The sequence below is a fragment of the Crossiella sp. S99.2 genome (assembly GCF_023094165.1).
In the GTDB taxonomy this organism is placed as follows: domain Bacteria; phylum Actinomycetota; class Actinomycetes; order Mycobacteriales; family Pseudonocardiaceae; genus Crossiella.
Map to the genome: position 1 here is coordinate 720,302 of NZ_JALMDK010000005.1, position 24,247 is coordinate 744,548.

A 24,247-nucleotide genomic window follows, 5' to 3' on the forward strand; every position below is an offset into this window, starting at 1 on the left:
GCCACGTCCGACCGGTGGGACGGCCCGGCGCCGCAGCGCGCAGCCGCCCCGGCCGGGTGGACTGCCGTGCGCCGCCTCGGGCGCCACCGACACGTGATTCGCAGGAAGGAAGGGAGGAGCGCCATGAGCCACAAGAACGTGCCCTCGTGGGCGCATCCCGGGGTGATCATCGGCATCGGCAGCAAGCCGGACCGCGGCCACGGCAACCACTGGCTCAACCAGATCGGTCCCCGGCACTGGCAGTGGATCGGGGTCAACCCGCGGCACGGCACCTACCACCACAAGGCCACGTGGGCGGTCCCGGTCAAGGGCGGCAACCTGCCGCCGCAGGCCGAACTCGACAGCAAACGGCACGCGCTGTTCCTGTTGTGGGGACGGCCCGACCTTCGTGCGGGCGAACCGGTGGCCACCGCCGACATCGACGAAGTCGAGGCCGTACTGGCCAAGCTCGCCCGGCAGGAGTCGGCGGTCCTGGACCCAGCACGGCCGGACATGGTCCCGGTGCTCGACGTGCTCTTCCGCGCCCAGTACGGCGGTGTGCACTCCTGGGTCTCGGCCCGGCACGGCGACCTGCTCGCCCTGCACCAGGTGGACGATCCTGGCCTGGCGCGGATCCGCACCCGCCTCGCCGAAGCGCACCTGCTGTGCGAGTGGGCGAGCGAGGACGGACTCAGATGGGCCAAGCCCGCCACTCGTATCGACGAGACCACCGCGGGCCTGGAGACCGCGGCCGTCGAGGGGAAACAGCCATGAGCGCGCCGACCGTCGGGTCCACTGTGGACCGGGCGGGGCTGGTGCGGTGTGTGGAGCGGGATCTGCGTGAGCTGGCCGAGCTGGACACCGTGGTGCACTCCGTCGGCAACCTGGTTCGCCAGTCCCGAGAGGAACCACCGCGGGCGCGCAGCGCGATTCGGATGCTGTGGGAGACCGCCACCGCGGCACGGAAACGGGCGGCGCCCAACCGCCTGCTGCTGGCTCGGGTGCGCTCGGTGTTGCAGGACAGCCATTGCACGGTCTCAGCGGCGGCCACTGCCGCTGTCGTCCACGGCATCCTGCACGGCTGCATCCGGCCAACCGCGCTCACCCCCGACAGCATCACCGCGCCGCCGTTGCGGATTCCGCCCTCGGTCGGTGTGCGCCACGGTGCGCTGGCCGACCTGCTGTGCACTACCGGCAACCTCGCGGACTCGGTGTGGAACCACGCCCACCGCAGCCGGGTCGACTTCGACGAGGACCTGCGGCGGCTGCGGACTTGGCTGGCGAAGGTGCCGGATCTCCGGGCGCCGGATCGCCTGGTGCCTGTGCTGGGCGAGGTGTCGGGGGAGTTCCAGGTGCATCGTCACCCACGACCGGTCCACCCGCGCAGTCCGGAGTTGGAAGCCCCGTCGAGCAGCTACGAGGTGCTGTCCACAGGTCAGCTCGATCTGCTGCACACCGCGATCCGGAAAGGTCTCCCGGTCAAGGTGGCCAGCATGATGGCCGGCACCACCGTGGAGCCGTTGTCGGCCGGTGCGGCCGTGGCGGCGGTGATGCGCTGCGGGGCCTGGCTTCGCAGGACCATCGACGAGAACAGTCAGCAGGTCGTGCGTTCCTCCTCCACTTCGCGGAGGATCTCGCCCAGTTGGCTGATCTCTGTGCCGGTCAAGCGGCACAGGGTGGTTCGGGCATTCGCACAGCACTACACGCCCGAACTCGGCCGGTGGTATCAGATCCTGCGCGGGGACATCCCCGATCTGCGTGGACTGGTGCCGATGCGCCGGGCGCACTACCTGGCGCTGGCCGCGCACGTGGCCGGTGGCGGGCGGCTCTCCGATTTCGCCGAGCACCAGGCCCGGCGGTACCGGGATGTCGTGCAGGCGTGGGACCGGATGACCGCCTTCACCGCCGAACTCAGAACGGCCCGCCAGGCCGTGCTGGACGCCGTCGGTGACTGGCCGGCCGAGTACACCGAGGAGGTGAAACAGCCGGTGGCCGAGCTGATGCAGACGGTACGCACCGGGCTCGCCGAACTCGGTCGCCCGGCCGACCAGGAGATCGGCGCGGCCTACGGGCGACTGATCAACTCCGGCGGTGCTGACGAGGCGGATGCGGCGTTCGGGGCGTTGACCGCGGTGCTGACCGAATGTCGGAACGCGTTGCGGCGGTTCACCGTGGCCGAGCCGACCGACTGGGGTAGTGCGGAGTTCGCGTTGTTCCAGCAGCGATATCCGGACACCGCCCCGTCGGACTTCGGCACATCGAGCCCGCGCGCACACGCGGTGGAGGTGATCCGCGCCGAGGTGCGGCGGTTGCTCGCGGCACGGTTGCCCGCGGTCCCGGCGACCGAGCTGGCCTTGCTCACCGAGCTGCACCGGGAGCTGAGCAACGCTGTCCGCGAACAGCGCGGCCCCGGGCTGGCGTCGTACTGGCGGTTGTGGCTCACTCCCGGAGCGCCCGACGAGCACGTCTGGCGCGCGTTCCTGGAATGGCCGGACCTGGTCACCCTGGCCGCCACCAAGTAGGTCAGGAGGGCGCCGGAACACCTCCGGCGCCCTCCCCAACCAGCCACAACGCGGCGCGTTACCTGTCAGTGAGTCCGAGCAGTCGCCCCGTACGAGAGGACCTCGCGATGCTCACCTCTTCGCCAATGCCGGGTGACCTGGACCCCGACGCCCCGTTTCCCCTGCACATCCGCTTCCGGGTGCCCCTGTGGCGGTTGGAGTGCGGGACCCGGCGGGTCGAGGCAGCCCTGACCCAGCTCGGCCTGATCGGCCTGCCGGTCGCGGTCGTCCTCGCCGACGAGTTCCTCATCACCGTCTCCCTGTCCGCGGGCACCATCGGGCAGGCACTCCAAGGCGAGGAGGCCATCGTGGCCGGGGTCCGGGCCGCCCGCAGGCTCGCCGAGCTGTTGTGGGACTTCGACCCCAGGCTGACCGCGGTGCCAGGGGAAATCTCATGAACGCGTGCACCGGCGACGCCTGGTGGATCGAGGTGCCGCTGGGCGACTCCGGTCACCGTGACCTGACCCGGATACCGCCGGAACGGCTGGCCCTATTGCTGGAGCAGGCGATGGGGCTGGCCCGCCACGCCATCCGGGCCCAGCACGGCCCGCTGCGAGATCTGCTCGGCGGGGCGGAGGATCTGGCCCAGCAACTGCGGTTGTGGATCCTGGCCGCCGCGCGGACCTACGATCCGGAACGCGGCACGTGGACCGGTCACCTGACCCAGCGCGTCCGGCACCAGGCCGCCGACCACTGGCGGGCCACCGTCGGCTACACCGCGCTGAACAAGGTCCGCGCCTTCCGTGCCGCCGACGGCGAGCCCCTCAACGGTCAGGACCAGCTCCAGGTCGCCCGCATCCGCTCGCTGCTCCCCGGCAGACAGTCCACTTTGGACGTTGCCAACGATGTGGTGGACGGAGCAGACAACGCCGAACACGCAGTCGACTCGCACTCGGAGGCGACCGTGGCCACGCTGGCGTTGTTGTACGCCCCGGAGACCGCCGATCCGGTTGCAGCACGGCGCCTGTGCCGTGGGGTGGCCGTGCACGTGCTCCGCCGGGTGTGCGGGCAAGCGCAGAGGCGCATCGCGGCCTGCGGCATTCACCATCGCACGGCAGCCGCGGTGGAGAACGAGCTGCACGCGCGGGTACGCGAACTCCTCGACCCGCCCGGGTGACCCGCGGACACGGGAGTGGGGCAGGGCGTTCGTTCACGCCCTGCCCCACTGAATCTCGTTGGTGGGTCAGGGTTCCCTGACGCCCCAGTCCGAACCGGTGCGAACAGTCAACGGCAGGCTGAGGGCGTCCAGGCCCAGCACCCACGCGGCGCCGAGGTGCACGGCCTGCCGGAGCAGGAGCGTGACCTCCTCGACGGCGTCCTCGGCGACGTCGAGCACGAACTCGTCGTGCAGGAACGCGGCCAGCCGGGCGTCCCGGTCCCGCAACTGGGTGCGCAGGATCGCCAGCGTGGCACAGCAGACTTCCGCCGCGGTGCCCTGCACCGGGAAGCTGCGCCCTCGGCGCCCGGCTCGGGCCACCAGGGACCGCTGCTCGGCGGTGCGCCTGACCGAGGCGGTCTCGATGGCCGCCACGGTCGGGACGTCCGGCAGCGGCATGGTGCGGCCCAGTTCGGTACGCACCGTCGCCCCGTGCCGGGCCCGCTGCTCGTACTCGGCGAGCAGGTCCATCGTGGCGGAGCACGCCGAGGTGAACGGCCGCAACGCCTCCCTGGCCTTGACCGAGCGCCGACCGTTCAGCGCGGCCAGCAGAATTGTCTTGGCCATGGCCCGATCCACGCCGAGCCGGTCACCCAGTTCGGCGTATAGGTCGCCGCGTTCAGCCAGTCCGAGCAAGGTCCGGTCGCCGGCCAGGTAGGCCAGGATCCGGGGCTCCAGCTGCGAAATGTCCGCGATGACCAGCCGTCGACCTGGCTGGACGCGCACACACCGACGTAGCGCGTGCGGCAGCGCAAGACCGCCACCTTCAGCGGTCCAGCGCCCGGTTGACGTGGCAGCCGGGTGGAACACCGGCCACCAGCGTTCGTCATGGGTCCAGCGGGCGGCCCACTCGTAGCCGAACCGGTTGGCCAGGAGGTCCAGGTGCCGCCAGCTGGTCAGCGGTGGCACCGCCGGGTGAGCCAGGTGCTCGAAGTCGGAGACCCGGGACCCCTGCACCTGCAGGCCCGCACCGTCGAACGCCTCCGGCACTTCGGTACGCCACCGGAATCGAGCGCCACCGAAGGCAGCCGTGATCTGCTCGTCCAACTCGGACAGCCGCGGATAGCAGCCGGACTCGGTTGGCTCACCGAGCAGCGCAGCCAGGACTTCGTGGTGGCGGGCTGCGTCCCACGGGATCCCGTCGGCGTTCAGGTCGACCGCGGCCAGGGCGTTCGCCGAGTCGATGTCGACCAACCGGTCCAGCGCGCTGGCGTGCGTGGTGGCGCGGAGGTCCAGCTGAGCCTGACGGTAGTCCTCGCTCAGGTCACCACCGTTGAGCTGACCGGAGTCGGTGCGGTGGTAGCCGTCGACGAGTCGCCGAGCCGAGGTGACGCAGTAGCCCCGCCGAAGCCGAACCCCTGCTCTGGCAAGCGTGGCCGCGGTCGCCATGAGATCCGCTGCCACCCACCTGATCCGGCGCGAGCTGTCCAACGCGTCCAGCTCGCGCGGGTCGATGTCGGTGACATCGGCCACCAGCACCGGTGAGGCGCGATCCATTGGCACCACCCGGATCTGACCGGCCTCGGCCAGCCCGGAGACATCGAGCCCGAGGGCTTGTGGTGCTCCGGCGGTCGGGGTGTTGGCGCGGAGCTGGTCGAGCAGCTCAGGCCAGCTGAGTGTCCGGACGGGGCGAGCTGGTGCGTCGAGGTCAACCATGACGAACCGAACCTCCTTGCGGGCTAAGGCAAATCTGCCTGCTGACGATGAGGAGCGAATGAGGCGCCCATGAGGTCAGGTAACGCGGCCCGGAGAAGGTGGTTGGCGCACAAGGAGAAGAGGGGGTGGGGCGCGCTGGGGGGGTGAGCGCGCCCCACCGTGGGGTGACCGGAGCGTCGAGGTGACTTACTCGACGGGCTCCGGCAGGGCAACCGGCGCAGGCAGTTCGCCGGGCCGACCTTGCGACTGGAGGAGGACAAGGCAGTCGCACAGATCGGTTCCCAGGGGCAGCGGCAGTCGCTGGACCGTTGCGCGGAACGGTCGCAGGCGCTCGCGCCACAACTGCGCGCCCAGTTCGCCGGCATCGTCGGCGTCGTGACAGAGCACGACGCGCCGTCCGGCGAGCAGGCGAAGCCACCAGGTGGCGATCGCCTGTGCCCAGGGCACCCCGATCACGGTCCTCCCGGTGCTGGCCATGGCCAGCCAGTCGGTCGGACCTTCAGCTACGTGCACCGGTTCCTCGGCAGCGGCGTCCAGGAGCTGGGGCAGTCCCAGCGGGCACGGGGTGATGCCGGTCAGGGACCGCCACCGCCACCGCTTGGCCACACCCTGCCGGGTGGACCGTCCCTGGAGCCACACGATCTTCTCGTCCCGGTGGGCCGGGAAGATCAACCGGTGTTGCCGGAGCACGAACAATCCGTCGCCCTCGACCAGACCGGCCGCAGTGACGAACTCGGCCGGGTACGCACCGAGCAGCCGCTGGATCCGGCCGAGCGCCGGGTTGGACACCCAGCGGACCCCGAACTCCCCGGCCAGCACCGGGTTGATCGCCCGGCCGGCCAGGTATCCGGCCACGGGCGTGTCCGCGAGTGGTTCGCAGCAGTCCAGCACGGCCGCGTACAGCTCGGCGAACGCCGTGCCGTCCTGAGTCCCGCAGCCGCGGACCAGTCCAGGATTCACGGTGACCGGGCTGTCCAGTTCCTGCGCGAGCGCGAGCAGTTCCAGCCAGGCGGTCCGGAACTCGGTGGACCGCATCCGTGCCCACACACCGAAGATGTCAGTGTGGAACCCGCAGGCGAAGCAGTGCACCGCGTCCGGGTACACCGCGCACGACGGCGTCACATCGCCCCGCCGGTGCAGCGAGCCGTCCAGGCAGCGGATTCGACCGTGCCGCAACGGGATCCCGAGCCGCCCCAGCAGGTACGGCATCGGCAGCGCTCTGCGCAGGGCCTCCTTCTCCCAACTGGACCAGGAGGTCGCGTTGTCCAGCAACAGGTTTCGAGCCGCCGGAAAGGACAGCCCGGTCGAGGTGAGGTAGTCGACCTGGTCACCGCCGCACGCGCAGGACGGGCAGTTCCACCGGCCGGACCAGCCAGCCGGAAGACGATCTCCGCAACGCGGGCAACCCACGCGCATCGGCTGCTCGAAGCGGCCGATGTGCCGCGCGGCGGCGATGATGCCCAGGCGGCTCAGAGCCAGCCGCAGGGTCGGATCGGTTGACACGGTGGTTCACCTCCTTGGCTTGGCCGGTCACTGGTTCAGGTAACGCGGTCGCTCCGCCGGCGCCGGGCTACAGCGGCAGGCACTTGGCCGAGGTCTTCGCCAGGCTGGCGGCCATGACCCACCCGCCGCCGGAACCGGCGAGTTCACGGACGGTGAAGTGCTCCCGCGGGTGTCGTCGGTTGACGAAGTTGCGCGGGTCGGCCCAGACCACCGTGTCGCTGTGGAGGTAGTCGATGGACTCGTCGACGTCGAACTGCGATGTGGCGAACTTGCGGGTGCCGGGCCACCGCACCACGTATTCGCAGGCGATCACCTGCTCGAAGTTGCGGTTCGGTTCACGGGTTGACGCGGCGGCACCCGGGAGCCCGGCGGCCAGCACCGAGGTGGACGCGATGACCAGCGGGATGAGTCTCGACCTGCGCATGTGCCAGTCCTTCCGAAATGGACAGTGGTTACTCGGACCTGAGTCCTGGTAACGCACTGCGGAAGGGCTGGTGGCAGGTCAGTAACCGCCGGGGTCGAAGCCGCCGGAGAGGTCGGTGAGATCCTGCTGCGCGTACTCGGTGAACTGCCGGTCGCCGGCCTCGACGATGCTGCCGGTGATGTCCTCGTCCCGCTGGCGCGTGTCCGACCAGTCCCGCTCACGGTCAAGCCGGAGGAACTCCTCGCCCGCGCGGCGGTGCCCGCGGTCGATGCCGAAGTAGGCATCGTCGAAGGGCTGGAACTCGTGCGGGACGTGCGGGCGGTCCACGGTGCTCATCTCCTTCGGAACGCCGTCCGAGGCGAACCTCCACGGTAACACCGGGCCGGTGCCGCGCGGTTAGGTGAAGTCGCGACCTCTCCAGGCATGAACATCCGCGCCACCACCACACCGGAGCACGCGCTCGCCTACTGGCTCCCCGCCGATCTGGTTCGCCTCGCACACGAGGTCTGCCGCGGCCTCCCACCCACGCCGACCACCGCTCATCCGGCCTGGAACGGACTACTCGCCGCACTGGGACTCGCCCGCGTGCGTTCCCGGCGCCACCCGCTGATCCACCTCGACCTGATCGAGGTTCGCCTGACCGTCGCCGAACAACAGCTGCTGGCCGGCCTCGCCGGGTTGGTCCCCGGGCTGGCCCCGGCATTGAAGGAGGAACTGTGAGTACCCACCAGTTTGTACGCGCCCTGCGCACCCGGTGGATCCCCGCCATGCGGGACCGGGGCTGGCACGCCGAACTCGTCGACCCGGACGGCGCCGACCCGATCCTGCTGATCGACCACGACGAGCGGTTCGTGCGGGTCCCGCTGAACGCGATCTCCGGCACCGCTGTGGCGGACACCGTGGTGGAGGCGACGCTGGAGTTGTGGGTGGACTACGTCCCGGTGTCCGACCCGGAGGCGGCCGAGCACGCGATGCCGATCCTGACGTGGGGCGAGGCCGGTGGGCCGAGCTGGCAGCTCACGGTTCGCCGCGGGCGGCACTGGGTTGGCTGGAACCCGGGCCCGTTGACCACGGCCGCGGTTGAACACCGGTTGTGGCAGCGCGCCCTCGGGCGCTCCGCCCTCCAGGAGGTCCGGCTCGACGGACAGGAGCACTTCGCCCGGTTGCGGTGCAGCCCGGGACCAGCGGCGGCCGCGTTCGCCTGGCCGACCCGGTCGGCCCGCCCGGCCACGCAGGGCCAGGCAGCGCTGGTGTGCGGACCGGACCTCGTCTACGTCGGCGCGGCGGCGGTGTTGCGTCGCCTCCGCGACACCGAGCTGCCGTACGGGATGTTGCTGGGTGCCGCCCAGCTCCAGGTGCTGTCCCGGCGCCTTCGGTCGCTGGCACACGGCGGGCGATGAGCCGCCGGGTTCCTCACCCGCCCAGCCGGGCGGTCGCCACGTCCGTCCACTCGTAGGCCTGCCGGTCGCGGTTGAGGTCGATCAGCGACACCGAGGAGATGGTCACGGCCGCGGTGTGCGCGCCGTGCTCGTCGAGCGCCCGCGCCACCGGTTCGGCCGGCCCCGCCGCGTTGGAGTAGCCCAGCGACACGTGCGCGCGGAACCCCTCCTCAGGCTCGGGCACGTTGTCCTGACCCCAGACGTCGCCGATCGCCGCGCGGATCGCCAGGCGCAGCTCGGCGAGCGCGGCCAACGGCCGCACCGGCATCTGGACACCCTCGGGATCTGTCTGAGCCGGGCCGATGGTCGCGGCGATCGGCGCCAGGCCGGCGCACCGTCGCTGTGCCGCGGCGACGATCCGGTCGACGTCGCCGCGGGCCACCTCGTCGGTGAACCCGATGCCCTGCAACGTCAGGTGCAACCAGCGCACCGGGATCGGGTCGAGCGTCGGCAGCGTGGAGAGCACCGGCTCGTAGTCGGCGACCAGACGCTGTGCTTCGGGCTGGTCGGCGAAGGTCACGTGCCAGGTGTAGAAGGAACGGCCGACCCGCCAGCCGGGTCGCCACCACCAGTGGTTCCGCATCGGCTCCAATACGGGCACCTGCTCGCCTCCCGGGCTATGCCGTCAGTTCCTTGAGCACCGTCTCACGGCCGAAGGCGGTGATGGAATCCCGCACCCGGCCGGCCACCGCCCCACCGACCCCGGTCACCATCTCGTCCACCTCCCGGACGCGATTGAGCAGCGGGTGGATGCGGTGCTGCGGCGCCGTCTCCAGCACCGGGGCGAGCGCGTTCTCCGCGCTGCCCAGGTCACCGAGCACCAGGTGGGCCTTGACCTGCTGGAGCCGGACCATGCGCTCGGAGCCCCGGTTGCGCTGCCCGTCCGGCGTGGCCTCGAAGACGGCGACCGCCCGGTCGGCGTACTCCAGCGCCGTGCTCGCCTGGCCCAGCGCCAGCTCGGCGTCCGACCACAGCGATCCGGCCCGGTCCACCGAGCAGGTGAACGGCCCGGCCAGCTCGTTCTCGGCGCGCGTCGCCACCTCGGCGGCCTGCTCGGCGTGGCGGAGCGCGGCCATGGCGCCGTCCCGGTCACCGGCGCGGGCCAAGTCCATCGCCAGCGCGCTGTACAGGTAGAGGCGGGCGGTCCCGATCTCGGTGTACCGCAGGCCCTCAGCGGCATAGCCCGCGGCGCCGAGGTAGTCCTGCTGCCAGAACGCGGCGGTGTGCTTGGTGGCCAGCACCCACGCCCGCAACGGGTTGTAGTCGGCCCGCTCGGCGCACACCCACGCCACCCGGGCGTGCGTTTCAGCGGCGTCGACCTCGCCCAGGTCCACCGACATCCACGCCAGCATGGTCAGCGACCATCCCGCGGCGGCGTACAGCTCCTGGCTCTGCTGCGGTGTCTGGTGGCCGGTCAACAGGGTGAATGCCCTGTCCCGCAACGCCTTCGTGCGGGCGAACAGCGGCAGCGTGGGTTCCTTCAGGTACGCGCGGGCGACCTTGCGGACGTCGGAGTGCAGATCCTGGATGGTGAACTGCCCGACGTTCGTCGACTCCGCCCAGGACAGGAACTGCGCGGACTCGTCAGCTGCGCTCATCAGCACCTCCTCGACCTGCTGCACGGCATCGCGCGCGGTCACCGACACCGTGCCGGGCCGGGCGCCGGAAGCCCGCGGCCGAGGACGCCGGAAGCCCAATTCGGCGTCCGTGGCCACGCCGAGCACGTGCCGGAAGCCGAGACGGTAGGCGTCGCAGGGCCAGCGCACGGCTCCCCGTTCCAGGCGGGCCACCGCGTGCGTGTCCAGCCCGTGGACCTTGCCGGTGACCTTCCGCAGGTGGCGGTTCACCGCATCCGCCAGCTCTCGCCGGGACATCGACTCGTCCGGGTTCACCGTCGACGGGGTGCGCTCGCGGGCAGCGCGGAGCAGCAGGTTCGGCTGCGTCACGGTCATGAGCACCACCTTGGCCGGGTCACTTCGCAGTGTAGCCGCGACGTCACCGACCGCTGATCAATCTGCCCGGGGCAGCCCCGCTACCTGCCCTATTGCCGATCGCGCCGGACGTCGACCCTGAACCCATGGCGGCGAACACCGCCCCTGGCGCTCCAGGGGCGCTCGCCGACCTGACCGGGCCCAACCGCATCAACCGGACGGCGCTTCGCAGGGGAGCGTCGGCGGACAAGTTGCCGCGGTGCTGGTTGTGCCCGGCCCGGGTGGACGGGGCGGGAATCCGGCTTAACGCAGCCCCGTCCACCCGCCTGAACCTGCGGCGGGGCACGAGAGGCGCGAACCACGTGCCCCGCCGCACCCAGCAACGGACGGGGTGGACATGGACAGGTGGCACGTCGTGCTGCGGACGATCGCGCTGACCACCGGCTCGATGTCGCTGGCGGTCGCCGCGGTGCACCTGCTGTGCCCAGGCACGCCGGCCGCCGGGCCACCGCGCTCGACTCCCCACGGCGGCGCGCGAGGTCGAGAGGCGCCCGCCCTGCCGGGTGCCGGCCAATTCGTCGGCGGTGGGAGCTGGAATGACTAGTGTGCCACCAGGGATCGACCTGTTCATGCTGGTGCGATTGGGCTGGCATGCGGCCGAAGTGATCCTGATGAACAGGTATCGCCGTGTGGCCAGGGGGTTCGCGCGCCACTTCAGCCAGTGCTCCGGCGAACAGGATCAGATCGTGGCCGAGACGTTCCTGCGGCTGTTCCGCGACGTCAAGAACGGTTCAGGACCACAGAACAGCACGGCGTTTGCCTTCTGCCTGAAGCCGATGGTTCGCCGGGTCGCGACCGACCGAGCCCGGCGCCGAGCCGAAGAACGGCGGGCGGACCAAGCCGCGGAGCGGCGGCACCACGCTGCCGTCGACTTGACCAAGTTCTCCTTGCCAAACAAGGAAAAATCATGACTGGGAAACGTCAGGGTGGACCGATCATGCATGTGGTGGACGGTGCCAAGATTGGCAAACCAGGCTCATCGACAAGCCGGACGAAGCCGATCTCGGCCGCGCTGCTGTCCACGGAGGACGCGGTAGAACTCATCCGCGATCTCGCCGTTCCCGGAATGGCCGAGATCAAGCAGCGCGAACTGGCTCGCATGCTCGACGCGATGGACACCGCGCTCACCGCGGCCGAGGAGTCCGTTGCCCAGGAAGTGCGCCGCTTCCTCACGGAACGGGCGGACAGCAATGACTGAACGACACGCCGTTCCTGATGTTCTCGCACAGCAACATGACCCGGAAGACGCGGCAACGAGAAGTCATGATCGGAAATCCAGTGAGGTGAGGACGATGGCTGACCCGCGTCGCTGTTTCACCTGTAACAACAAGGGCTTCGTCATGGCCAACTGCAACTTCCCGCCGTTCACGAGGCCATGCCCGGACTCGCAGTGCCCGTCCAAGGGTTCTGGTCAGCCGACACCCCGTCCCGTCAGCCCGCTACGACACCTGGCTGCCGCACCTCCTGTCCCCGCCGACGAGGAGAAGGCCGGTGGAACTGAAGAACACAAGGCAGGTTAGCCATGCGGTACAACAAGATCCGGGCAGCACTGCGGAAACTCGGCCAGCGGCGGCCGTTCAGTGGACCCTTTCTGTGCGGCCCCTGCCGGGCTGACTCACACCACTGGCAGGTTGCCGAACGTCGTTTGCCCACCAACGGGTTCATCTCGATCAGCTGTCAGTGCCTACGCTGCGACTGCGGCGCGGGGCGTGTCCTGCGCCTGCACCTCGACGCACATCCGCCCGGCTCACAGCCGGATGACGTCGGCTTGACGAAGTTCGCGCGCCTGCTCGGACTGCCTTCGGCACCTACCCCGCGGGCCCGTTGGCTGCAGGCCGGGAAACTACGGCGCACCAGTCGGGTGTGCGGGCGAATGCGCCGGGAGACACAGTGGACCGTCGGGGTACTTCTCGTTCTCGTCCTGTTGGTCACAGTGGCCTTGTTCAGTCGTCGAGCCGCGACCTGGTCCACATGCGACAGAAGGAGCTGATCCAATGCTGTTTGTCCACCATGCCATGGTGTTCATCGCAGGCATGATCGTCGGCATGGTCGCCTACGGCCTACGGCGGGACCGGGTCGCCGAAGTCACCGGCGGGGCCAGCGAGGCTCGCACAGTTGCGGGCCACCTGACGACCGCCGACCGGCCGGATCCTCAAACTGCTGCGACTCAACCCAACCGCCGGCACGCGTGCCGGTGTTCGCCGCTCGATGTGCGGAACTGTCCACACCGGACCGTGATCGAGCTTCGCCGCTCGACGAGAGATCCGAGCGGGGGCTCCACCGCACTTGCGGGAGTTGCGTGAACCCGTTGCCGATGCGGGCTTTCCCTCCGCAGCGCCAACGGATTCGCCCGGTAGCAATGCCTCACGAGAATAAGGACTGGCTTCGCGGATGACCGACACCCCAGGCTCTGAGAACACCCGTTCCGTCCCGCTCACGCCCGACGTTACGATCACCGTGCAGGTGACCAACGGCGTGCCCACCCTGATGATCACCACCGTCGAGTTGGAGCTGGCCTTCCACCCTCTCGACGCGACCACCATCACTCGCGTCGATCTGGACAAGGCAGCGATCTTGCACGAAGCGACCCAGGTCTATTTCGATGCGTGCGCGCGCCACCTGGCGGTTCGGGAGTCGTTTGGCGACTGGCCAGGACAGGACACCCCGATACCCCCAATTGGGTGACCTAATTGGCTGTCCTCCATTTGGACGGAACATTTCATCGACTCGGACGGTCCCATGTACGGTGACTCGCTGTACGGGGACGCGTACGAGGGGATGGGTCGTGCACGAGGGGAACGGGACCGGGGGCACCAGTCTGCCTTCGGCAGCCGGAGGCAGTGCCGGATTCAAGGTCAACGAGGACAACGTCCTGCAGATCGCCAGGGCCGTCCAGGACCAGGCGAAATGGTTGTATACCGAGATCGACGCGTGTTCGCGGGACATGCGAACCGAACCGGCTCGGCAGGACCCGGTCAGCAAGGACGTGGCCAAGGCGCTGAACCGGAAACTGGTCGAAGACCCGGACTCCTACATCAACCGGGCGATCGCCTATGCCGAAGAGCTGTCCCAGGCGGTCGAGCAGATGAAGGCCGCGGCCAAGACCTACGGATTCACTGACCAGGACATCACCACGGCGCTGAACGGCCCGGTGAGTCCCCGTGTCTGAACGCCGGCTTCTGCCCCTGGCGCTTGTCGTCGGAACATTGGTGCTCGCTGGCTGCGGCGTGGGCGGTACGGCGACTCCGTCGAGTTCGCCAGCTACGAGCCCCACTTCAACCGCGGCACTTCCCGCGCGGCCGAAAGTGATCTCCATCGACTCGCTCGATCCCTGCACCGTGCTGACCACAGGTCAACAACAGCAACTCCAACTTGACCAGCAACCGGAGCGCAACGGGCCCGGCCAGGCCGACAAGAACGGGAACCGGGGTTGCACCTTCTTCAAGGTCGGCTCCAGTCCTCGTTTCACCTACCTGGTCACCCCGGTACCGCAGGAAGGCGCTGAGGTCTGGCTCAAAGGTGAGCGCAACGTCCTGGTCAAGCAGGTCACCGCGGCTGGTTTCGGCGCGGTCGAGACGCGGATCGGCAACACCGCCACCAGCTCGTGCAACGTCGTCATCGACGTTGCACCGGGGCAGAGCCTGGACGTGCAGTTCGGGCTGAAGACGGTGGGCGCGATGACCACGGATCAGGTCTGCGGCAAGGCGCGGGAGGGCGCCGAGCTGATCATGCAGACCCTGTCCGTGCGGAGCTGAGCTACACAAGGTCAACAGGGGGTTCGGGGATGAGTAGTGGAACGGTTGGCAGCTACCGGTTCGAGGGCCATCCGCTGTCGGAGAAGCATGGCTGGATGCAGCAGGGCAAAGGCCCCGCCGAGTTCGTGGCGGCGCAGGCCGCGGTGACCCGGCTCGGCAAGGCCCTCGCCGAGACCGACGCCAAGCTGCGCAAGGTGGTCGGTGAACTCGGCGGGGAATGGAACTCCGTTGCCGGGGCACAGGCCGGCGCGCAGATGCAGCAGGCCGCGGGATGGGCCGGGGGGTCCGGGTCGGCGGCCACGACCACGCAGGGCCGGGTGGTGGCCCAGGCGGATGCGGTGTCCACGGTGAGTTCGGCGGTGCCCGCGCAGCCACCGGTCACCTACAGCTTCGGCGACGGCTTGGCGGATGCGTTCAACAGCCCGTTGCGGGTGTTCGGGATGAGCAGCAACCTCGATCGCGAGGTGGAGAAGCAGCGCGCGGCCGACGACGCGGCCAACCGGGCGCTGTATGCCTACCAGTCCAGCTCGCAGTCCCACGTCGCGCTGGTCCAGCCACTGCCGGAGCCGCCCAAGCTCACCGGCTCGGCCGCGCCGACCGAACCAGGCACACCGCCAGGACCGCCGATCGTCCCGCCGCCGGGCACCCGGCCGCCGGGACCGCGCGGCCGGGACGGCTCCCGCGCTCAGCCTCCGCGGACTTCCAACCAGGGCAACGATCCTGGTGTGCCCCAGCCGAACGACCCGGTGCGCCCTGGGCCGGTGACGCCACCGGGCGGTCAGCGAGAGCCGATCGACCAGGTCATCAGCAGCTTCGACAATCCGACCCCGCCGCCCAGCCTCGGCCAGCAGCCCGGACAGCTTCCGCCACCCGGCGGCGGCACTGCGGCGCCTCTCAGTGGTGGGGCTGGTGGCGTGGGCGGTCCCCTCGGCGGCTTCAGCGCCGGCGGTGGACCTGGTGCCGGTGCCGGTGGTGTGGGAGGCCGCGGTGGCGGTGCCGCTGGGGTGGGTAGCCAACCTGGCGTTGCTCGACCCGCCGCCGGGGCGGCCGGTGTTTCCGGTCGGGCCGGTGCCGCGGGGCAGGGCTTCATGCAGCCCGCGGCGCCCGGTGCTGGGCGCGGCGAGGAGGACACCGAGCACTCCAACACGTTGTGGGTCAAGGACGACAGCCTGTTCGCCGACGACCGGCCGGTGATGCCGCCGGTCATCGGCGAGGGGCCGGAGTGAGCCGGATCGGCTCGGTCCTGCGGCTGTCCGGTGTGGAGTTCGAGGCGTGCTGGGAGTACCTGCAACTCGGCGAACTGCCCTACGCGCTCGACCTGCCCAGCCCAGGACGCACCTGGGAGGAACGCCGCCAGCTCCTCCAGCAGGTTCTCGCCGACCTCACCGACCGCGGCCTGGTTGACCGGGGCGGGCTCGTGCCCGAGCTGGTCGAGTCGATCGCCATGCTCGCCAGGTTCCGGTGGGCCATCGACGGCCGCGTGTTCGGCGAGACCTCGCTCCGGTTCCGGGGCGCGGTGGATGGTGAACACGCTGTGCTGGCCGTGCTCGACCACGACCACCAGATCGAGCTGCGGCAGCTACCCGACCACGCGCTGATCGGCCAGCTCGTCGCCCTCACCGGTGACGGGCCTGCACCTCGCGTTGCCTCGGCCAACGTGCGCGAGGCTGTGCTGGAGGCCGCGGTGCGTGCGGCGGGGGATGACCTTCGGCGGCTGCCCCAGGTGCTGGTCGACCTGGGCGAGCCGGCGGGGCAGGCCAGTGCGTTGGCCCACGCCTGCACCGGCATCCTCGCGATGGGGCAGTTCTCGGTGGTCATCGTCGACCAGGACGGCACCCGCCGTGGCAGTGCGAACGCGGTTGGCTGGCACACCACCGAGGCAGGTCGGTTCGTCCAGCTCCGCAACGACGGCTGGGTGACGGTCACCCCGGGCGGCCCGGCGCTACTTGTCGCGCAGCTCCGGCAACTCGTCGACCGCAGATGATCCGGCGCTCCGCAGGTGTCTGCCGTTAGCGACGTCGAGCGCGCCTGCCAGCCCGAACCGTGCCAGGGATTGGAGAACGTATGCCCAGAGCCGAACGTCGATCTCGCAACCAGCGGTCCGACGCGGTGTTCAGTGTGCTGCTGTTCGAGATATTCATGCTCGGCCCGCTGTTCGTCTGGTCTATCAGTCCAAGTGAAGCTGCCAAAACACCTCTTGGCCAGACCGGCTCCCTGATCACCGTCGTTCTGTTGATGGTGGCGTTCGCGGTGGGAGTGGCACTCACCGCCTTCGTTGGCGCGGCGCCGCGGAAGCTGCGTCTCGCGGTGGTCGTCCTGCTGTGGACGATGTTCGCGGCCGTAGGTGCGCTCTCGACCGCCGTGGTCCTGAACGCCTCAGCCGCCTGGATTCCGCTCCTGGCCGGATGGGTGCTGATCATTCCCGCGACGCAGGCAGCACAACGTGCACTCCGCGCAGCATCCGACTCGCCCACCTCTGGAGGTATCGAGCAGTCATGAACGAGCAGTTGCTTGCGCAGCTCACCCAGCTACAGGACTACGCGACGAAGATGCAGACGCTGATGAGCAGTGCCGAGGCATCCGCGCCCCGCCTGGCCGAGGGAACGGACGCGACCGGATTGGTCCAGGTCACCGTGGGACCAGAGGGTCTGCCCGCCTCCTTTCGGGTGGACAACGCGTGGGCCTGCCGGATCCGGCCGGAGGCGTTCGGCTCGACCGTGCTGGAGGCATTCCAGGCCGCGATCAGCCAGCGGATGGCCTCCTGGTCGGACGCGTTGGTGTCCGACGGCTGGAAGGACCAGCTGGACCGGTTGAAGGCCGCGCCGGTAGACGTGGCTGGGCCTGGGCAGGCACCCACTGGGATCCGCACACCGCGTGCAGCCGAATCGCCGCGCCCGCTCGATGTGATCACCGAGGACGTGCTCAAGGCGTTCAACAACCTCGACTCGTTCACCCCCAGCACGGACGACACCAACGCCACCGGCACCGATCGCTCCGGCAAGCTCGCCCTCGTCCTGTCCCCGACCGGCCTGGTCTCCTGCACCGCGGAGGAACGCTGGGTTGCCGATCAGACCGCGACCCGGCTGATGAACGCACTCGGTGAGGCCCTGGCGTCGGCCAAGGAGGCATTGCGGAGTCAGCAGAACGTGCCCCCCGCGAATCCGGCAGGCGGAATGGACAACGTGGTCGCCGAGGTCATGGCACTGCTCAACAATCCCCACCGGCTCGCGGACTGAAGGGACAACAGCGATGGCGCCACCAACGTCAGATCAGGTCAGGGCAGCCACTGCCGCTCTGCGCAACGAGGCCGGTGTGTGGGACAAGCAGTCTGCGGACATGGCAAAGGTCGGCTCCCAGGTGGAGACGTTGCGGCTCAATCGTGTCGAAGCTGGGCTGTTCCAGATGGTCTTCGACACCTACACCGCGGTGATCGATCAGGTCATCTCCCGGTCCGGCGAGGGCGCGCAGCGCATGGGCGAGGTCGCCACCACCCTGCGGCAGGTCGCCGACACCTACGAGCAGGAAGAAGCGGCCAACCTGCACAAGATGAAGAACCTGTACTGAGGGGGAGATCGCGGAATGGGATTCAGCAACGCGCAGTTCGAGGAAGTCAAAGAGAAGATCATCTCGGGGGCGAGTGATCTTGAAGTGAATGTGGCGGCGCTCCGAGCCGTGATTCGGACCCACCCGCAGATCGCGCTCATGCCTGACTTTGTCAAAGATGCCGTCCAGTGGTGCTCGGAACAGATCTATCGCCTGGGCTACCAGTTCTGCGCCGCTGTCAAGGACGCCGCGATCGGTATCGCCGCCCCAGTGCTGTTCTTCACCTACGCATTCGACTGGCAGGACATCCGGGGCCTGGCGAGCAACGTGGTCGGTCAGCTCAAACCGGAGGCGATGCCGGCGGCCGGCTCGTGGGCAGGACAGGCGGCCGCCACGTACAAGACCAGCATCAAACCCCAAGGTGAGGCCGCCAACAAGATCGCGACCATTGCGGAGAAGACTTCGATCGCATTGGGGTTCAGCGCAGCAGGCGGCTTGGGCTTCTACGCTGGCGTGGGTGCGATCCTGGCGAAGCTCATCGCTACCGTCGTCGCCGCCATTGCCGCACTCGGGACGGGGGTCTTCTCCTGGGTAGGCCTGGGCCTGGTTCTGGGTGAGATCAGTATCAGCATCGGCATGCTCGGGGGCCTGGTCACCGGCCTCACCGCATTCCTGGGGAGCCAGGCGCAGAACCTGATCAGCCTGCACGGCGAGGCAGTCGACAACAGCTTCTTCCCGGGCGGTAAGTGGCCGGACCCGTTTACCGGTTCCTTCAACGACGGCAGCGTCAAGGACGGCGACGCCGACTGGTCGCTCAATCGGTAGCGCCACTTCATCCCCTGATCCAGCGGCTGCGGGAGTTCGGCGAACACATCGTCGACCCCGCAGCCGCACACGCATTGCTCGGACAGGCACGTATGGGCCGTCCAACCTGGGACCCGGCCGTCGCGCTTCGGGCCGTCTACCCCACCGAGGCCGCCTTGAGCGGTGCCAGCGGAGCCGGACAGACGATGCGAGCACCGGGCGCCGAACCTGCGACAAGGCTCGCTGACACCATCGGCCTGGCAACCGCCGTGGAGAAGATCCAGCCTGCCACCAGTGGTTCGCCCGAGGGATACACCGCACAGTCAGCGGTTACTGAACGTGATCGCCAAGGGGGGCGCGGCAAAATGCCGCGCCCCCAAACGGCACGACGGCCAAAGGCCGCCGAAGAAAAGATATGGGCCAAAGGCCCATATCACGATGAATCCACTCTCCGCGACACCGCTTGTTTCCACAGGTCAGCGCGTTGCGAATGTCGTATATGCCGGGGCAGTTCCACAGCGCTCACCACAGCGGCTGAATCGGCACTGCCTGGCCATCGATTCCCCACTCGACCAGTTGGCGCGGCAACGTCGCGGGCGTCGTCACCACGGCCCGGAACGCCACAGAACTTCCCGATTCCGCCAGCGCGCCGGCCACCGCATTCACCCGGCCAGGACTGCGGCGGGCACAGAGCACCGCGACGTGGACGGTGTCTCCGGGCAGCAGCTCAGCGAGCCACCCAAGGCGTCGGATATGGCGGGCGAGCCCGTCATATCGCCCGCGGCGCTCGGCTTCGATCACCAGCAGCAACCGGCGGTCCGCGCACTGGAAGCCGACCACTGCGTCGGGAATGACCCACCCTGGACGGCTGGATTCGTCCAGCCGAAGGCGGCGGGCGACTCGGAGCGTCCCGAGCACCCCCGGCCACCGGAGCAGCAGCCGCCGGACCGCCGAGATCAGCAACTGATCGTGAACCTGGTCCTGTTGTCGTGGACGGCGCGGGGCCGCGGTCGCGGTGGAACTCGCCACCGCGCGGGCACAACGACGGCCGAGTTCGGTCAGCCTCCATCGCCCCGGCGGCACCGCGGTGTCGACGATCCACCCGGCCGTCCGCCACTCCTGGACCGCCTGTCGCACATCCACTTCCCGAACCAGGCGACCCCAGGACGCGGCGACCTCGGCCACTGATTGGCACACTGCCGGAACGTCGTGCTGGCCCCGGACCGGCAGGGCCACAGCCAGCGCACGCCGGGCGACTTCTCGGCTTGGCGCCGTCCACAACGGGGCGCTGACCAGGGCGTTGCTGATCGCCTCGACGCCCGACGGCGTAACCCGGATCGGCCGTGCCGGTCGGCCAGGCGCGCGGTCGCGGGCCAGCCAGCCGATCGTGCTGAGGCGCCGCACCAGGTGGCGGGCCGGCGGCCGTCCGCAGGCATCAGGCAGCCGATCCAGGTCGCCGAGCAGCGTCTCGTCGAGCCACCCGAACTCGCTCAACGCCCACCACACCGGCCGCCAGTCGCGACTGACCACCGGTTGCGGCACCGCCTCCACCAGCCCGATTCGGACGGCGGTCCGCAGGCCCTCACCTCGACGCAGTGCCTTCTCCACGCCCTCGGTAGTCGGGGGTGCCACGCAAGGCGCGGCAGTACCGACCTTTCCCGGCGTACCCGCTCGACCGACGCCGAGGAGCCACAGTGGACACCCCGAAGATCATCCTGGTCACGAAGCCGAAGGGCGGCGTCGGCGCCACCCACGTGTGCGCGCTGCTGGCGCACGGCTTGGCCGCCACCGAACCCACCCTGTTCGCCGACCTGGAACCCCAGGGCGACGGCGCGCAGATCCTGGCCATTCCCATGCGCACCACCGGCACCGTCAAGGACTTCCTGTTCGACATCCGCCCGCACGCCGAAGTGCTGCGCGAAATCCCCACCGCAGCCCGCGGCTACTACCTCGCGCCCGACCCGGAACTCAACCGCCCGACCGGAGCGCCGCTCTACGACCCGGGCCGACTCCGCCGAGCCGCCGCCGAGGCGGGAATTACCTGGGTGGTCGTGGACACCGTCAAGCTGCCCGATGCGCGGACCCTGGCCGTGCTGGCCGAGGCGGACCTGGTGCTGTGCGTCGTCGCCAACGCCTTCGGTATCCGCACCCTCGCACACACCCAGGCGCAACTGGTTCGGCGCGCGCGACCCGGCGCCCTGCACACCCTGGTCAACCGGATCCGCAAGGACCGCAGCGAGATGCTGCTGCTCGACAGCCTGATCGAGCACGCCGACGCGGAGCGGTTCCGGATCTGCCCCGTCCACATTGGACACGACGGCTGGGTCGCGCACGCGGTGCGCCACGGCCGCAGCCCGTTCGCTGTCGGCAACGCCCAGGCCACCCATCGCGCCTCCGCCGCGCTCGCCGACTGGGTGCGGGGCAGGCTGTCATGAACCCGATGCTGACCAACCTGGACGCCACGGACACCAGCACCGCACTCGGCGACTTCGCCGACGCCGCCGACGACGACCGGGTCGCCGTCCCCATCCCCCTGGCAGCCATCACCCGCTGCATCCAGGTGTGCGGGGTCGACGCCAAGCCGGAGGACATCGCCGAGCTGGCGGCCAACATCGACGACGTCGGACTGCTGCACCCGATCGAGGTCAACCCGAACGGCGACGGCACCTACACCCTGATCAAGGGCAACAGCCGCCGCCTGGCCTTCCTCCAGCTCGGGCGGGAGACCATCCCGGCCTTCGTCGACCCACGGCCCTCCAGCGAGGAACTGCTGGCCGAGTTCATCCGCGCCCAGGCGTCGGAGAACGCCCACCGCAAACACCTGACGATCCTGGAGACGCTGAACACCATCAACCGGCTCACCGAGCCGCCGTGCTCCTGCGGACGCAACCAGGTCGGCCGGATCATGCGCCTGCCCGAGACCACGCTGAAGCGCTACTGGAAGGTCCACCGCACCCTCCGCGACCGCGGTACGACCTGGCTGCCCGAGGTCCGGCTGTGGCTCAACACACCGAACGCCACCTGGGCGGTGGCCGCGGCCTTCGCCGCCGACCGGGGCCTGGAGCGCGTGTTCGCAGCCACCGGAGAGCTGCCCAACCTGATGCCGGACAGCCCCGCGCCCGTGCCGCCGACCGGTCCGGAACCAGCTCGACCCGCTACCGCAACGTCATCTGATCGGGGGACCCAATTGGCCCCCCATAACGCACCTGCACCAGCAGCGACCCCCCGCGATTCCACGCCCCTGCCCACACCACCGGCCGTACGGGCTGAGGATTCGCCGGCGCGTGGCCGCCGACTGCTGCAACGGCTTCGGCGCCTGCTCGTGGAACTGCACAACGTCGCTGCCGAGCTGCCGCCTGAACTGCTGCAGGAGATCAGCGAGGAACTCGCGGCCGGTGCCACAAGGACGAGAACAACGGAGTGATCGTCGGAAATCTCTTTCAGCACAAGGAGAACCCTGTGTTCGGAATCCTCATTGGACTGATCATCCCTGGCGGTGCCCAGTGGCACGCCCACCGGTTCTGGGCCGGGCTCACCTACCTCGGCTGCGCGGTGACCATCGGACTGTTCGCCTACCCACGGTTCGGGTGGCCGCCCCTGCTGCTGGTGCCCGTGCTCGCCTTGATCGAGCAGTGGGCGTGGCACCTCGCCCGGCAGTCCGCACGCGGCAGAGGCGTTACCTGAGCGGCTGTTCCCGGCATCCCGGGAACACGTACCTCGACACGTCCACAGCGTGCCCAGCGGTCCTGGCACGGACCGCACCTCCAGCCAGCTCCAGGCCAGGGAGCGTCCACGATCTTGTCATGAAGGTGGTGGAAACCCCTGGCGGCTCTCCAGCTCCGGCCTCGAATCCGGAGCAGGGAGCCCTGGCTCGCCAGGGAAACCATGCAGGACAACAACAACACGTCAACCGTCAACCAGATCCATCCGGCCCTGGTGTCCTCCTCCCTTCTTCGCGGACTCGCGGAGGGCCAGGCGCAGGCACTGGCAGCAGAGCTGACGATGGCCGAGTTCCTCCCCGGGATGAGAATCTTCGGCGAAGGCGCCCTCGGCGACCACCTGTACGTGATCTGCACGGGCAAGATCAAGATCAGTCAGTCGGTGGGCACCGATGCCCAGCGACTGAAGCACCTCCTGGGGCCAGGCGAACTGTTCGGTGCCGCGTTCGAGCTTGAAAGCGGCCTGCACACCACCACGGCAACCGCGGCGACGGGTATCACCGCCGCACGTATCCGATACTCGCGATTGAACGAGTGGATCGCCGTGGAGCCGAACATCCAGCGGGAGATCCTGATCGAGTTGTCCGGACGTGCGATCGAGTTCCATGCTCGGCGCGACGAGCAGCTCGTGCTCAGCGTCAGGTCCAGGCTGGTGAAGCTGTTTCTCCTGCTGGGACAACGATTCGGCCGGGAGGTCGGCGGCGCGATCAGCCTCAAACACCACTTGGACCACTCCGAACTCGGTGACCTGATCGGCGCCGACCGCCAGGCCGTGCATGGAGCCATGACCGAGCTGATCCGCCTCGGGGTGATCTCGCGGAAACGCCGCGGAGTCAACCTGCTCGACCCGCAAGTGCTGGCCCACCTGGCTGAGTGAGGCGACCCCGTCATGCAGATCATCGACAACGACGGGGTGGTCGCGGCCCCGCTGCAGCACAGGTTGGCCTCCTCCTGGCTGTTTCGCAGCCTCAGCCCCGCGCAGGCCGTCAAGTTCCAGCGGGAGATGCGGTTGGCGACCTACCAGCCGGACGAGCTGATGTTCCTCGAAGGCGAGCACGGCGACCGGGCCCACTTCATCTGCACCGGCAGGGTGAAGACAAGCCGGGCGATCATCGACCGGCCGCGCTACCTGCGTGCTCTCCTGGGGCCTGGCGACCTCGTTGGCGTGGCGTCCTTCCTGGACTCAGGGCCGCGGGACTTGACCGCGGTGGCCGTCACGAAGGTGACCACGGCAAGCATCACCTGGGAGCAGTTGCGGACCTGGTGTGACCAAGTCCCGGCGATCGGTCTCGACCTCGCCCGCGAACGACACGCCCGCGCCCGGGAGTTCGAGACGCGAGCATTGCACCTGGCGTTGCTGGACGCGTCGGCCAGGTTGGCCGGCCTGCTGCTGGCTCTGGCGAGGGGCTTCGGCGTCACCGAGCAGGGAGTGGTCCGGGTTGAGCACCACCTCACCCAGGATGAGCTGGCCCACCTGATCGGCAGCAGCCGGGAGACCGTCAGCAAGACGATCCAGCAGTTCACCACCCGGGGCTGGATCCAGCCGATGGAAGGCGAGGTGTGGCTGCTGAAGCCGGACCTACTCCTGCGAAGGGCACGCTGACCGGTTGGTTCGAGTGTTTCCAGGGACATCGGAGTTCGCGACCTGCGGCTCCGGTGTCCCTCCCCATGTGCGCGTTAGCTGGCAGGTCGTGGTGATCAGCAACCCAACCGCGCG

At 69.3% G+C, this 24,247-nt stretch carries 30 protein-coding genes; 23 read left to right on the plus strand and 7 right to left on the minus strand.

Annotation, left to right across the window (positions count from 1 at the left end; genetic code table 11):
• Nucleotides 1–123 precede the first annotated feature (123 nt).
• From MZC64_RS22620 to MZC64_RS22635, 4 genes are all read left to right on the plus strand, one after another.
• Nucleotides 124–753 carry a hypothetical protein gene (locus MZC64_RS22620; protein WP_247758380.1) on the plus strand — a complete coding sequence of 210 codons (630 nt, stop codon included), beginning with the start codon at nucleotides 124–126 and terminating at the stop codon, nucleotides 751–753.
• Nucleotides 750–2,501, plus strand: coding sequence for a hypothetical protein (locus MZC64_RS22625; protein WP_247758379.1), 1,752 nt, complete (start codon nucleotides 750–752; stop codon nucleotides 2,499–2,501). The genes MZC64_RS22620 and MZC64_RS22625 overlap by 4 nt, the downstream gene beginning before the upstream one ends.
• A 107-nt stretch (nucleotides 2,502–2,608) precedes the next feature.
• The gene (locus tag MZC64_RS22630) at nucleotides 2,609–2,938 is read left to right on the plus strand and encodes a hypothetical protein (protein WP_247758378.1); all 330 of its coding nucleotides are present in this window, start codon (nucleotides 2,609–2,611) and stop codon (nucleotides 2,936–2,938) included.
• Nucleotides 2,935–3,657 (plus strand): sigma factor, encoded by a 723-nt coding sequence (locus tag MZC64_RS22635; protein ID WP_247758377.1) that lies wholly within the window; start codon nucleotides 2,935–2,937, stop codon nucleotides 3,655–3,657. The genes MZC64_RS22630 and MZC64_RS22635 overlap by 4 nt, the downstream gene beginning before the upstream one ends.
• A 66-nt stretch (nucleotides 3,658–3,723) precedes the next feature.
• Here MZC64_RS22635 and MZC64_RS22640 read toward each other — a convergent pair whose 3' ends face one another.
• The 4 genes from MZC64_RS22640 to MZC64_RS22655 all read right to left on the minus strand — a co-directional run bounded on the left by MZC64_RS22640 (nucleotide 3,724) and on the right by MZC64_RS22655 (nucleotide 7,615).
• Nucleotides 3,724–5,352, minus strand: a complete 1,629-nt coding sequence (locus MZC64_RS22640) for a DNA polymerase (RefSeq protein WP_247758376.1) — start codon at nucleotides 5,350–5,352, stop codon at nucleotides 3,724–3,726.
• 186 nt (nucleotides 5,353–5,538) lie between these two features.
• A complete protein-coding gene (locus MZC64_RS22645) occupies nucleotides 5,539–6,855 on the minus strand; it encodes a hypothetical protein (RefSeq protein WP_247758375.1) in 1,317 nt (438 codons plus the stop codon).
• A gap of 67 nt (nucleotides 6,856–6,922) precedes the next feature.
• On the minus strand, nucleotides 6,923–7,279 hold the full coding sequence (locus tag MZC64_RS22650) for a hypothetical protein (RefSeq protein WP_247758374.1): 357 nt from the start codon (nucleotides 7,277–7,279) through the stop codon (nucleotides 6,923–6,925).
• A gap of 78 nt (nucleotides 7,280–7,357) precedes the next feature.
• The gene (locus MZC64_RS22655; protein WP_247758373.1) at nucleotides 7,358–7,615 is read right to left on the minus strand and encodes a hypothetical protein; all 258 of its coding nucleotides are present in this window, start codon (nucleotides 7,613–7,615) and stop codon (nucleotides 7,358–7,360) included.
• An 87-nt stretch (nucleotides 7,616–7,702) separates the two neighbouring features.
• Here MZC64_RS22655 and MZC64_RS22660 point away from each other — a divergent pair, with 87 nt between their 5' ends.
• Nucleotides 7,703–7,999, plus strand: a complete 297-nt coding sequence (locus MZC64_RS22660) for a hypothetical protein (protein WP_247758372.1) — start codon at nucleotides 7,703–7,705, stop codon at nucleotides 7,997–7,999.
• Entirely contained in the window at nucleotides 7,996–8,679 is a 684-nt protein-coding gene (locus MZC64_RS22665) for a hypothetical protein (RefSeq protein WP_247758371.1), read from the plus strand. Before MZC64_RS22660 ends, MZC64_RS22665 begins: the two co-directional genes overlap by 4 nt.
• Before the next feature lie 13 nt (nucleotides 8,680–8,692).
• On the opposite strand, the gene MZC64_RS22670 is transcribed toward MZC64_RS22665, so the two are convergent.
• Nucleotides 8,693–9,301: a 2'-5' RNA ligase family protein gene (locus MZC64_RS22670; RefSeq protein WP_247758370.1), complete on the minus strand. Its 609-nt coding sequence runs from the start codon at nucleotides 9,299–9,301 to the stop codon at nucleotides 8,693–8,695.
• 34 nt (nucleotides 9,302–9,335) lie between these two features.
• The gene (locus MZC64_RS22675) at nucleotides 9,336–10,670 is read right to left on the minus strand and encodes a hypothetical protein (RefSeq protein ID WP_247758369.1); all 1,335 of its coding nucleotides are present in this window, start codon (nucleotides 10,668–10,670) and stop codon (nucleotides 9,336–9,338) included.
• A gap of 376 nt (nucleotides 10,671–11,046) precedes the next feature.
• Between MZC64_RS22675 and MZC64_RS22680 the strand changes: the two genes are divergently transcribed.
• The 12 genes from MZC64_RS22680 (at nucleotide 11,047) to MZC64_RS22735 (ending at nucleotide 18,832) form a co-directional block, all read left to right on the plus strand.
• Complete coding sequence (locus MZC64_RS22680; RefSeq protein ID WP_247758368.1) at nucleotides 11,047–11,253, plus strand: hypothetical protein; 207 nt, start codon at nucleotides 11,047–11,049, stop codon at nucleotides 11,251–11,253.
• Nucleotides 11,246–11,620, plus strand: a complete 375-nt coding sequence (locus tag MZC64_RS22685; protein ID WP_247797733.1) for a sigma factor — start codon at nucleotides 11,246–11,248, stop codon at nucleotides 11,618–11,620. Before MZC64_RS22680 ends, MZC64_RS22685 begins: the two co-directional genes overlap by 8 nt.
• Nucleotides 11,617–11,907 (plus strand): hypothetical protein, encoded by a 291-nt coding sequence (locus MZC64_RS22690; protein ID WP_247758366.1) that lies wholly within the window; start codon nucleotides 11,617–11,619, stop codon nucleotides 11,905–11,907. Before MZC64_RS22685 ends, MZC64_RS22690 begins: the two co-directional genes overlap by 4 nt.
• 1,193 nt (nucleotides 11,908–13,100) lie before the next feature.
• On the plus strand, nucleotides 13,101–13,394 hold the full coding sequence (locus tag MZC64_RS22695) for a hypothetical protein (protein ID WP_247758365.1): 294 nt from the start codon (nucleotides 13,101–13,103) through the stop codon (nucleotides 13,392–13,394).
• A 100-nt stretch (nucleotides 13,395–13,494) separates the two neighbouring features.
• Nucleotides 13,495–13,878 carry a hypothetical protein gene (locus MZC64_RS22700; protein WP_247758364.1) on the plus strand — a complete coding sequence of 128 codons (384 nt, stop codon included), beginning with the start codon at nucleotides 13,495–13,497 and terminating at the stop codon, nucleotides 13,876–13,878.
• Nucleotides 13,871–14,464, plus strand: a complete 594-nt coding sequence (locus tag MZC64_RS22705; RefSeq protein ID WP_247758363.1) for a DUF3558 family protein — start codon at nucleotides 13,871–13,873, stop codon at nucleotides 14,462–14,464. Before MZC64_RS22700 ends, MZC64_RS22705 begins: the two co-directional genes overlap by 8 nt.
• A gap of 29 nt (nucleotides 14,465–14,493) precedes the next feature.
• Entirely contained in the window at nucleotides 14,494–15,690 is a 1,197-nt protein-coding gene (locus MZC64_RS22710) for a hypothetical protein (protein ID WP_247758362.1), read from the plus strand.
• Nucleotides 15,687–16,448, plus strand: coding sequence for an ESX secretion-associated protein EspG (locus MZC64_RS22715; RefSeq protein WP_247758361.1), 762 nt, complete (start codon nucleotides 15,687–15,689; stop codon nucleotides 16,446–16,448). The genes MZC64_RS22710 and MZC64_RS22715 overlap by 4 nt, the downstream gene beginning before the upstream one ends.
• A 125-nt stretch (nucleotides 16,449–16,573) precedes the next feature.
• Complete coding sequence (locus MZC64_RS22720) at nucleotides 16,574–16,963, plus strand: hypothetical protein (protein WP_247758360.1); 390 nt, start codon at nucleotides 16,574–16,576, stop codon at nucleotides 16,961–16,963.
• Nucleotides 16,960–17,700 (plus strand): hypothetical protein, encoded by a 741-nt coding sequence (locus MZC64_RS22725; protein WP_247758359.1) that lies wholly within the window; start codon nucleotides 16,960–16,962, stop codon nucleotides 17,698–17,700. The genes MZC64_RS22720 and MZC64_RS22725 overlap by 4 nt, the downstream gene beginning before the upstream one ends.
• A 100-nt stretch (nucleotides 17,701–17,800) precedes the next feature.
• Nucleotides 17,801–18,028 carry a hypothetical protein gene (locus MZC64_RS22730; protein WP_247758358.1) on the plus strand — a complete coding sequence of 76 codons (228 nt, stop codon included), beginning with the start codon at nucleotides 17,801–17,803 and terminating at the stop codon, nucleotides 18,026–18,028.
• A gap of 15 nt (nucleotides 18,029–18,043) precedes the next feature.
• Nucleotides 18,044–18,832 carry a hypothetical protein gene (locus tag MZC64_RS22735; protein ID WP_247758357.1) on the plus strand — a complete coding sequence of 263 codons (789 nt, stop codon included), beginning with the start codon at nucleotides 18,044–18,046 and terminating at the stop codon, nucleotides 18,830–18,832.
• Between the two features lie 501 nt (nucleotides 18,833–19,333).
• On the opposite strand, the gene MZC64_RS22740 is transcribed toward MZC64_RS22735, so the two are convergent.
• The gene (locus MZC64_RS22740) at nucleotides 19,334–20,362 is read right to left on the minus strand and encodes a hypothetical protein (RefSeq protein ID WP_247758356.1); all 1,029 of its coding nucleotides are present in this window, start codon (nucleotides 20,360–20,362) and stop codon (nucleotides 19,334–19,336) included.
• Nucleotides 20,363–20,505: 143 nt separating this feature from the next.
• On the opposite strand from MZC64_RS22740, the gene MZC64_RS22745 reads away from it, so the two are divergent.
• From MZC64_RS22745 to MZC64_RS22765, 5 genes are all read left to right on the plus strand, one after another.
• Nucleotides 20,506–21,246, plus strand: a complete 741-nt coding sequence (locus MZC64_RS22745) for a ParA family protein (protein WP_247758355.1) — start codon at nucleotides 20,506–20,508, stop codon at nucleotides 21,244–21,246.
• The gene (locus tag MZC64_RS22750) at nucleotides 21,243–22,235 is read left to right on the plus strand and encodes a ParB N-terminal domain-containing protein (RefSeq protein ID WP_247758354.1); all 993 of its coding nucleotides are present in this window, start codon (nucleotides 21,243–21,245) and stop codon (nucleotides 22,233–22,235) included. The genes MZC64_RS22745 and MZC64_RS22750 overlap by 4 nt, the downstream gene beginning before the upstream one ends.
• Before the next feature lie 35 nt (nucleotides 22,236–22,270).
• Nucleotides 22,271–22,495 (plus strand): hypothetical protein, encoded by a 225-nt coding sequence (locus MZC64_RS22755; RefSeq protein ID WP_247758353.1) that lies wholly within the window; start codon nucleotides 22,271–22,273, stop codon nucleotides 22,493–22,495.
• A 201-nt stretch (nucleotides 22,496–22,696) separates the two neighbouring features.
• Nucleotides 22,697–23,407 (plus strand): Crp/Fnr family transcriptional regulator, encoded by a 711-nt coding sequence (locus tag MZC64_RS22760; protein ID WP_247758352.1) that lies wholly within the window; start codon nucleotides 22,697–22,699, stop codon nucleotides 23,405–23,407.
• A 12-nt stretch (nucleotides 23,408–23,419) separates the two neighbouring features.
• Nucleotides 23,420–24,133: a Crp/Fnr family transcriptional regulator gene (locus MZC64_RS22765; RefSeq protein WP_247758351.1), complete on the plus strand. Its 714-nt coding sequence runs from the start codon at nucleotides 23,420–23,422 to the stop codon at nucleotides 24,131–24,133.
• The last annotated feature ends 114 nt before the right edge of the window (nucleotides 24,134–24,247 follow it).

What these genes read in the sequence shown, in the direction of transcription:
- MZC64_RS22620 (WP_247758380.1), top strand. Translation starts at nt 124, where the DNA reads ATGAGCCACAAGAACGTGCCCTCGTGGGCGCATCCCGGGGTGATCATC.
- MZC64_RS22625 (WP_247758379.1), top strand. Translation starts at nt 750, where the DNA reads ATGAGCGCGCCGACCGTCGGGTCCACTGTGGACCGGGCGGGGCTGGTG.
- MZC64_RS22630 (WP_247758378.1), top strand. Translation starts at nt 2,609, where the DNA reads ATGCTCACCTCTTCGCCAATGCCGGGTGACCTGGACCCCGACGCCCCG.
- MZC64_RS22635 (WP_247758377.1), top strand. Translation starts at nt 2,935, where the DNA reads ATGAACGCGTGCACCGGCGACGCCTGGTGGATCGAGGTGCCGCTGGGC.
- MZC64_RS22640 (WP_247758376.1), bottom strand. Translation starts at nt 5,352, where the DNA reads ATGGTTGACCTCGACGCACCAGCTCGCCCCGTCCGGACACTCAGCTGG.
- MZC64_RS22650 (WP_247758374.1), bottom strand. Translation starts at nt 7,279, where the DNA reads ATGCGCAGGTCGAGACTCATCCCGCTGGTCATCGCGTCCACCTCGGTG.
- MZC64_RS22655 (WP_247758373.1), bottom strand. Translation starts at nt 7,615, where the DNA reads ATGAGCACCGTGGACCGCCCGCACGTCCCGCACGAGTTCCAGCCCTTC.
- MZC64_RS22660 (WP_247758372.1), top strand. Translation starts at nt 7,703, where the DNA reads ATGAACATCCGCGCCACCACCACACCGGAGCACGCGCTCGCCTACTGG.
- MZC64_RS22670 (WP_247758370.1), bottom strand. Translation starts at nt 9,301, where the DNA reads ATGCGGAACCACTGGTGGTGGCGACCCGGCTGGCGGGTCGGCCGTTCC.
- MZC64_RS22675 (WP_247758369.1), bottom strand. Translation starts at nt 10,670, where the DNA reads ATGACCGTGACGCAGCCGAACCTGCTGCTCCGCGCTGCCCGCGAGCGC.
- MZC64_RS22680 (WP_247758368.1), top strand. Translation starts at nt 11,047, where the DNA reads ATGGACAGGTGGCACGTCGTGCTGCGGACGATCGCGCTGACCACCGGC.
- MZC64_RS22685 (WP_247797733.1), top strand. Translation starts at nt 11,246, where the DNA reads ATGACTAGTGTGCCACCAGGGATCGACCTGTTCATGCTGGTGCGATTG.
- MZC64_RS22690 (WP_247758366.1), top strand. Translation starts at nt 11,617, where the DNA reads ATGACTGGGAAACGTCAGGGTGGACCGATCATGCATGTGGTGGACGGT.
- MZC64_RS22695 (WP_247758365.1), top strand. Translation starts at nt 13,101, where the DNA reads ATGACCGACACCCCAGGCTCTGAGAACACCCGTTCCGTCCCGCTCACG.
- MZC64_RS22710 (WP_247758362.1), top strand. Translation starts at nt 14,494, where the DNA reads ATGAGTAGTGGAACGGTTGGCAGCTACCGGTTCGAGGGCCATCCGCTG.
- MZC64_RS22725 (WP_247758359.1), top strand. Translation starts at nt 16,960, where the DNA reads ATGAACGAGCAGTTGCTTGCGCAGCTCACCCAGCTACAGGACTACGCG.
- MZC64_RS22730 (WP_247758358.1), top strand. Translation starts at nt 17,801, where the DNA reads ATGGCAAAGGTCGGCTCCCAGGTGGAGACGTTGCGGCTCAATCGTGTC.
- MZC64_RS22735 (WP_247758357.1), top strand. Translation starts at nt 18,044, where the DNA reads ATGGGATTCAGCAACGCGCAGTTCGAGGAAGTCAAAGAGAAGATCATC.
- MZC64_RS22750 (WP_247758354.1), top strand. Translation starts at nt 21,243, where the DNA reads ATGAACCCGATGCTGACCAACCTGGACGCCACGGACACCAGCACCGCA.
- MZC64_RS22760 (WP_247758352.1), top strand. Translation starts at nt 22,697, where the DNA reads ATGCAGGACAACAACAACACGTCAACCGTCAACCAGATCCATCCGGCC.
- MZC64_RS22765 (WP_247758351.1), top strand. Translation starts at nt 23,420, where the DNA reads ATGCAGATCATCGACAACGACGGGGTGGTCGCGGCCCCGCTGCAGCAC.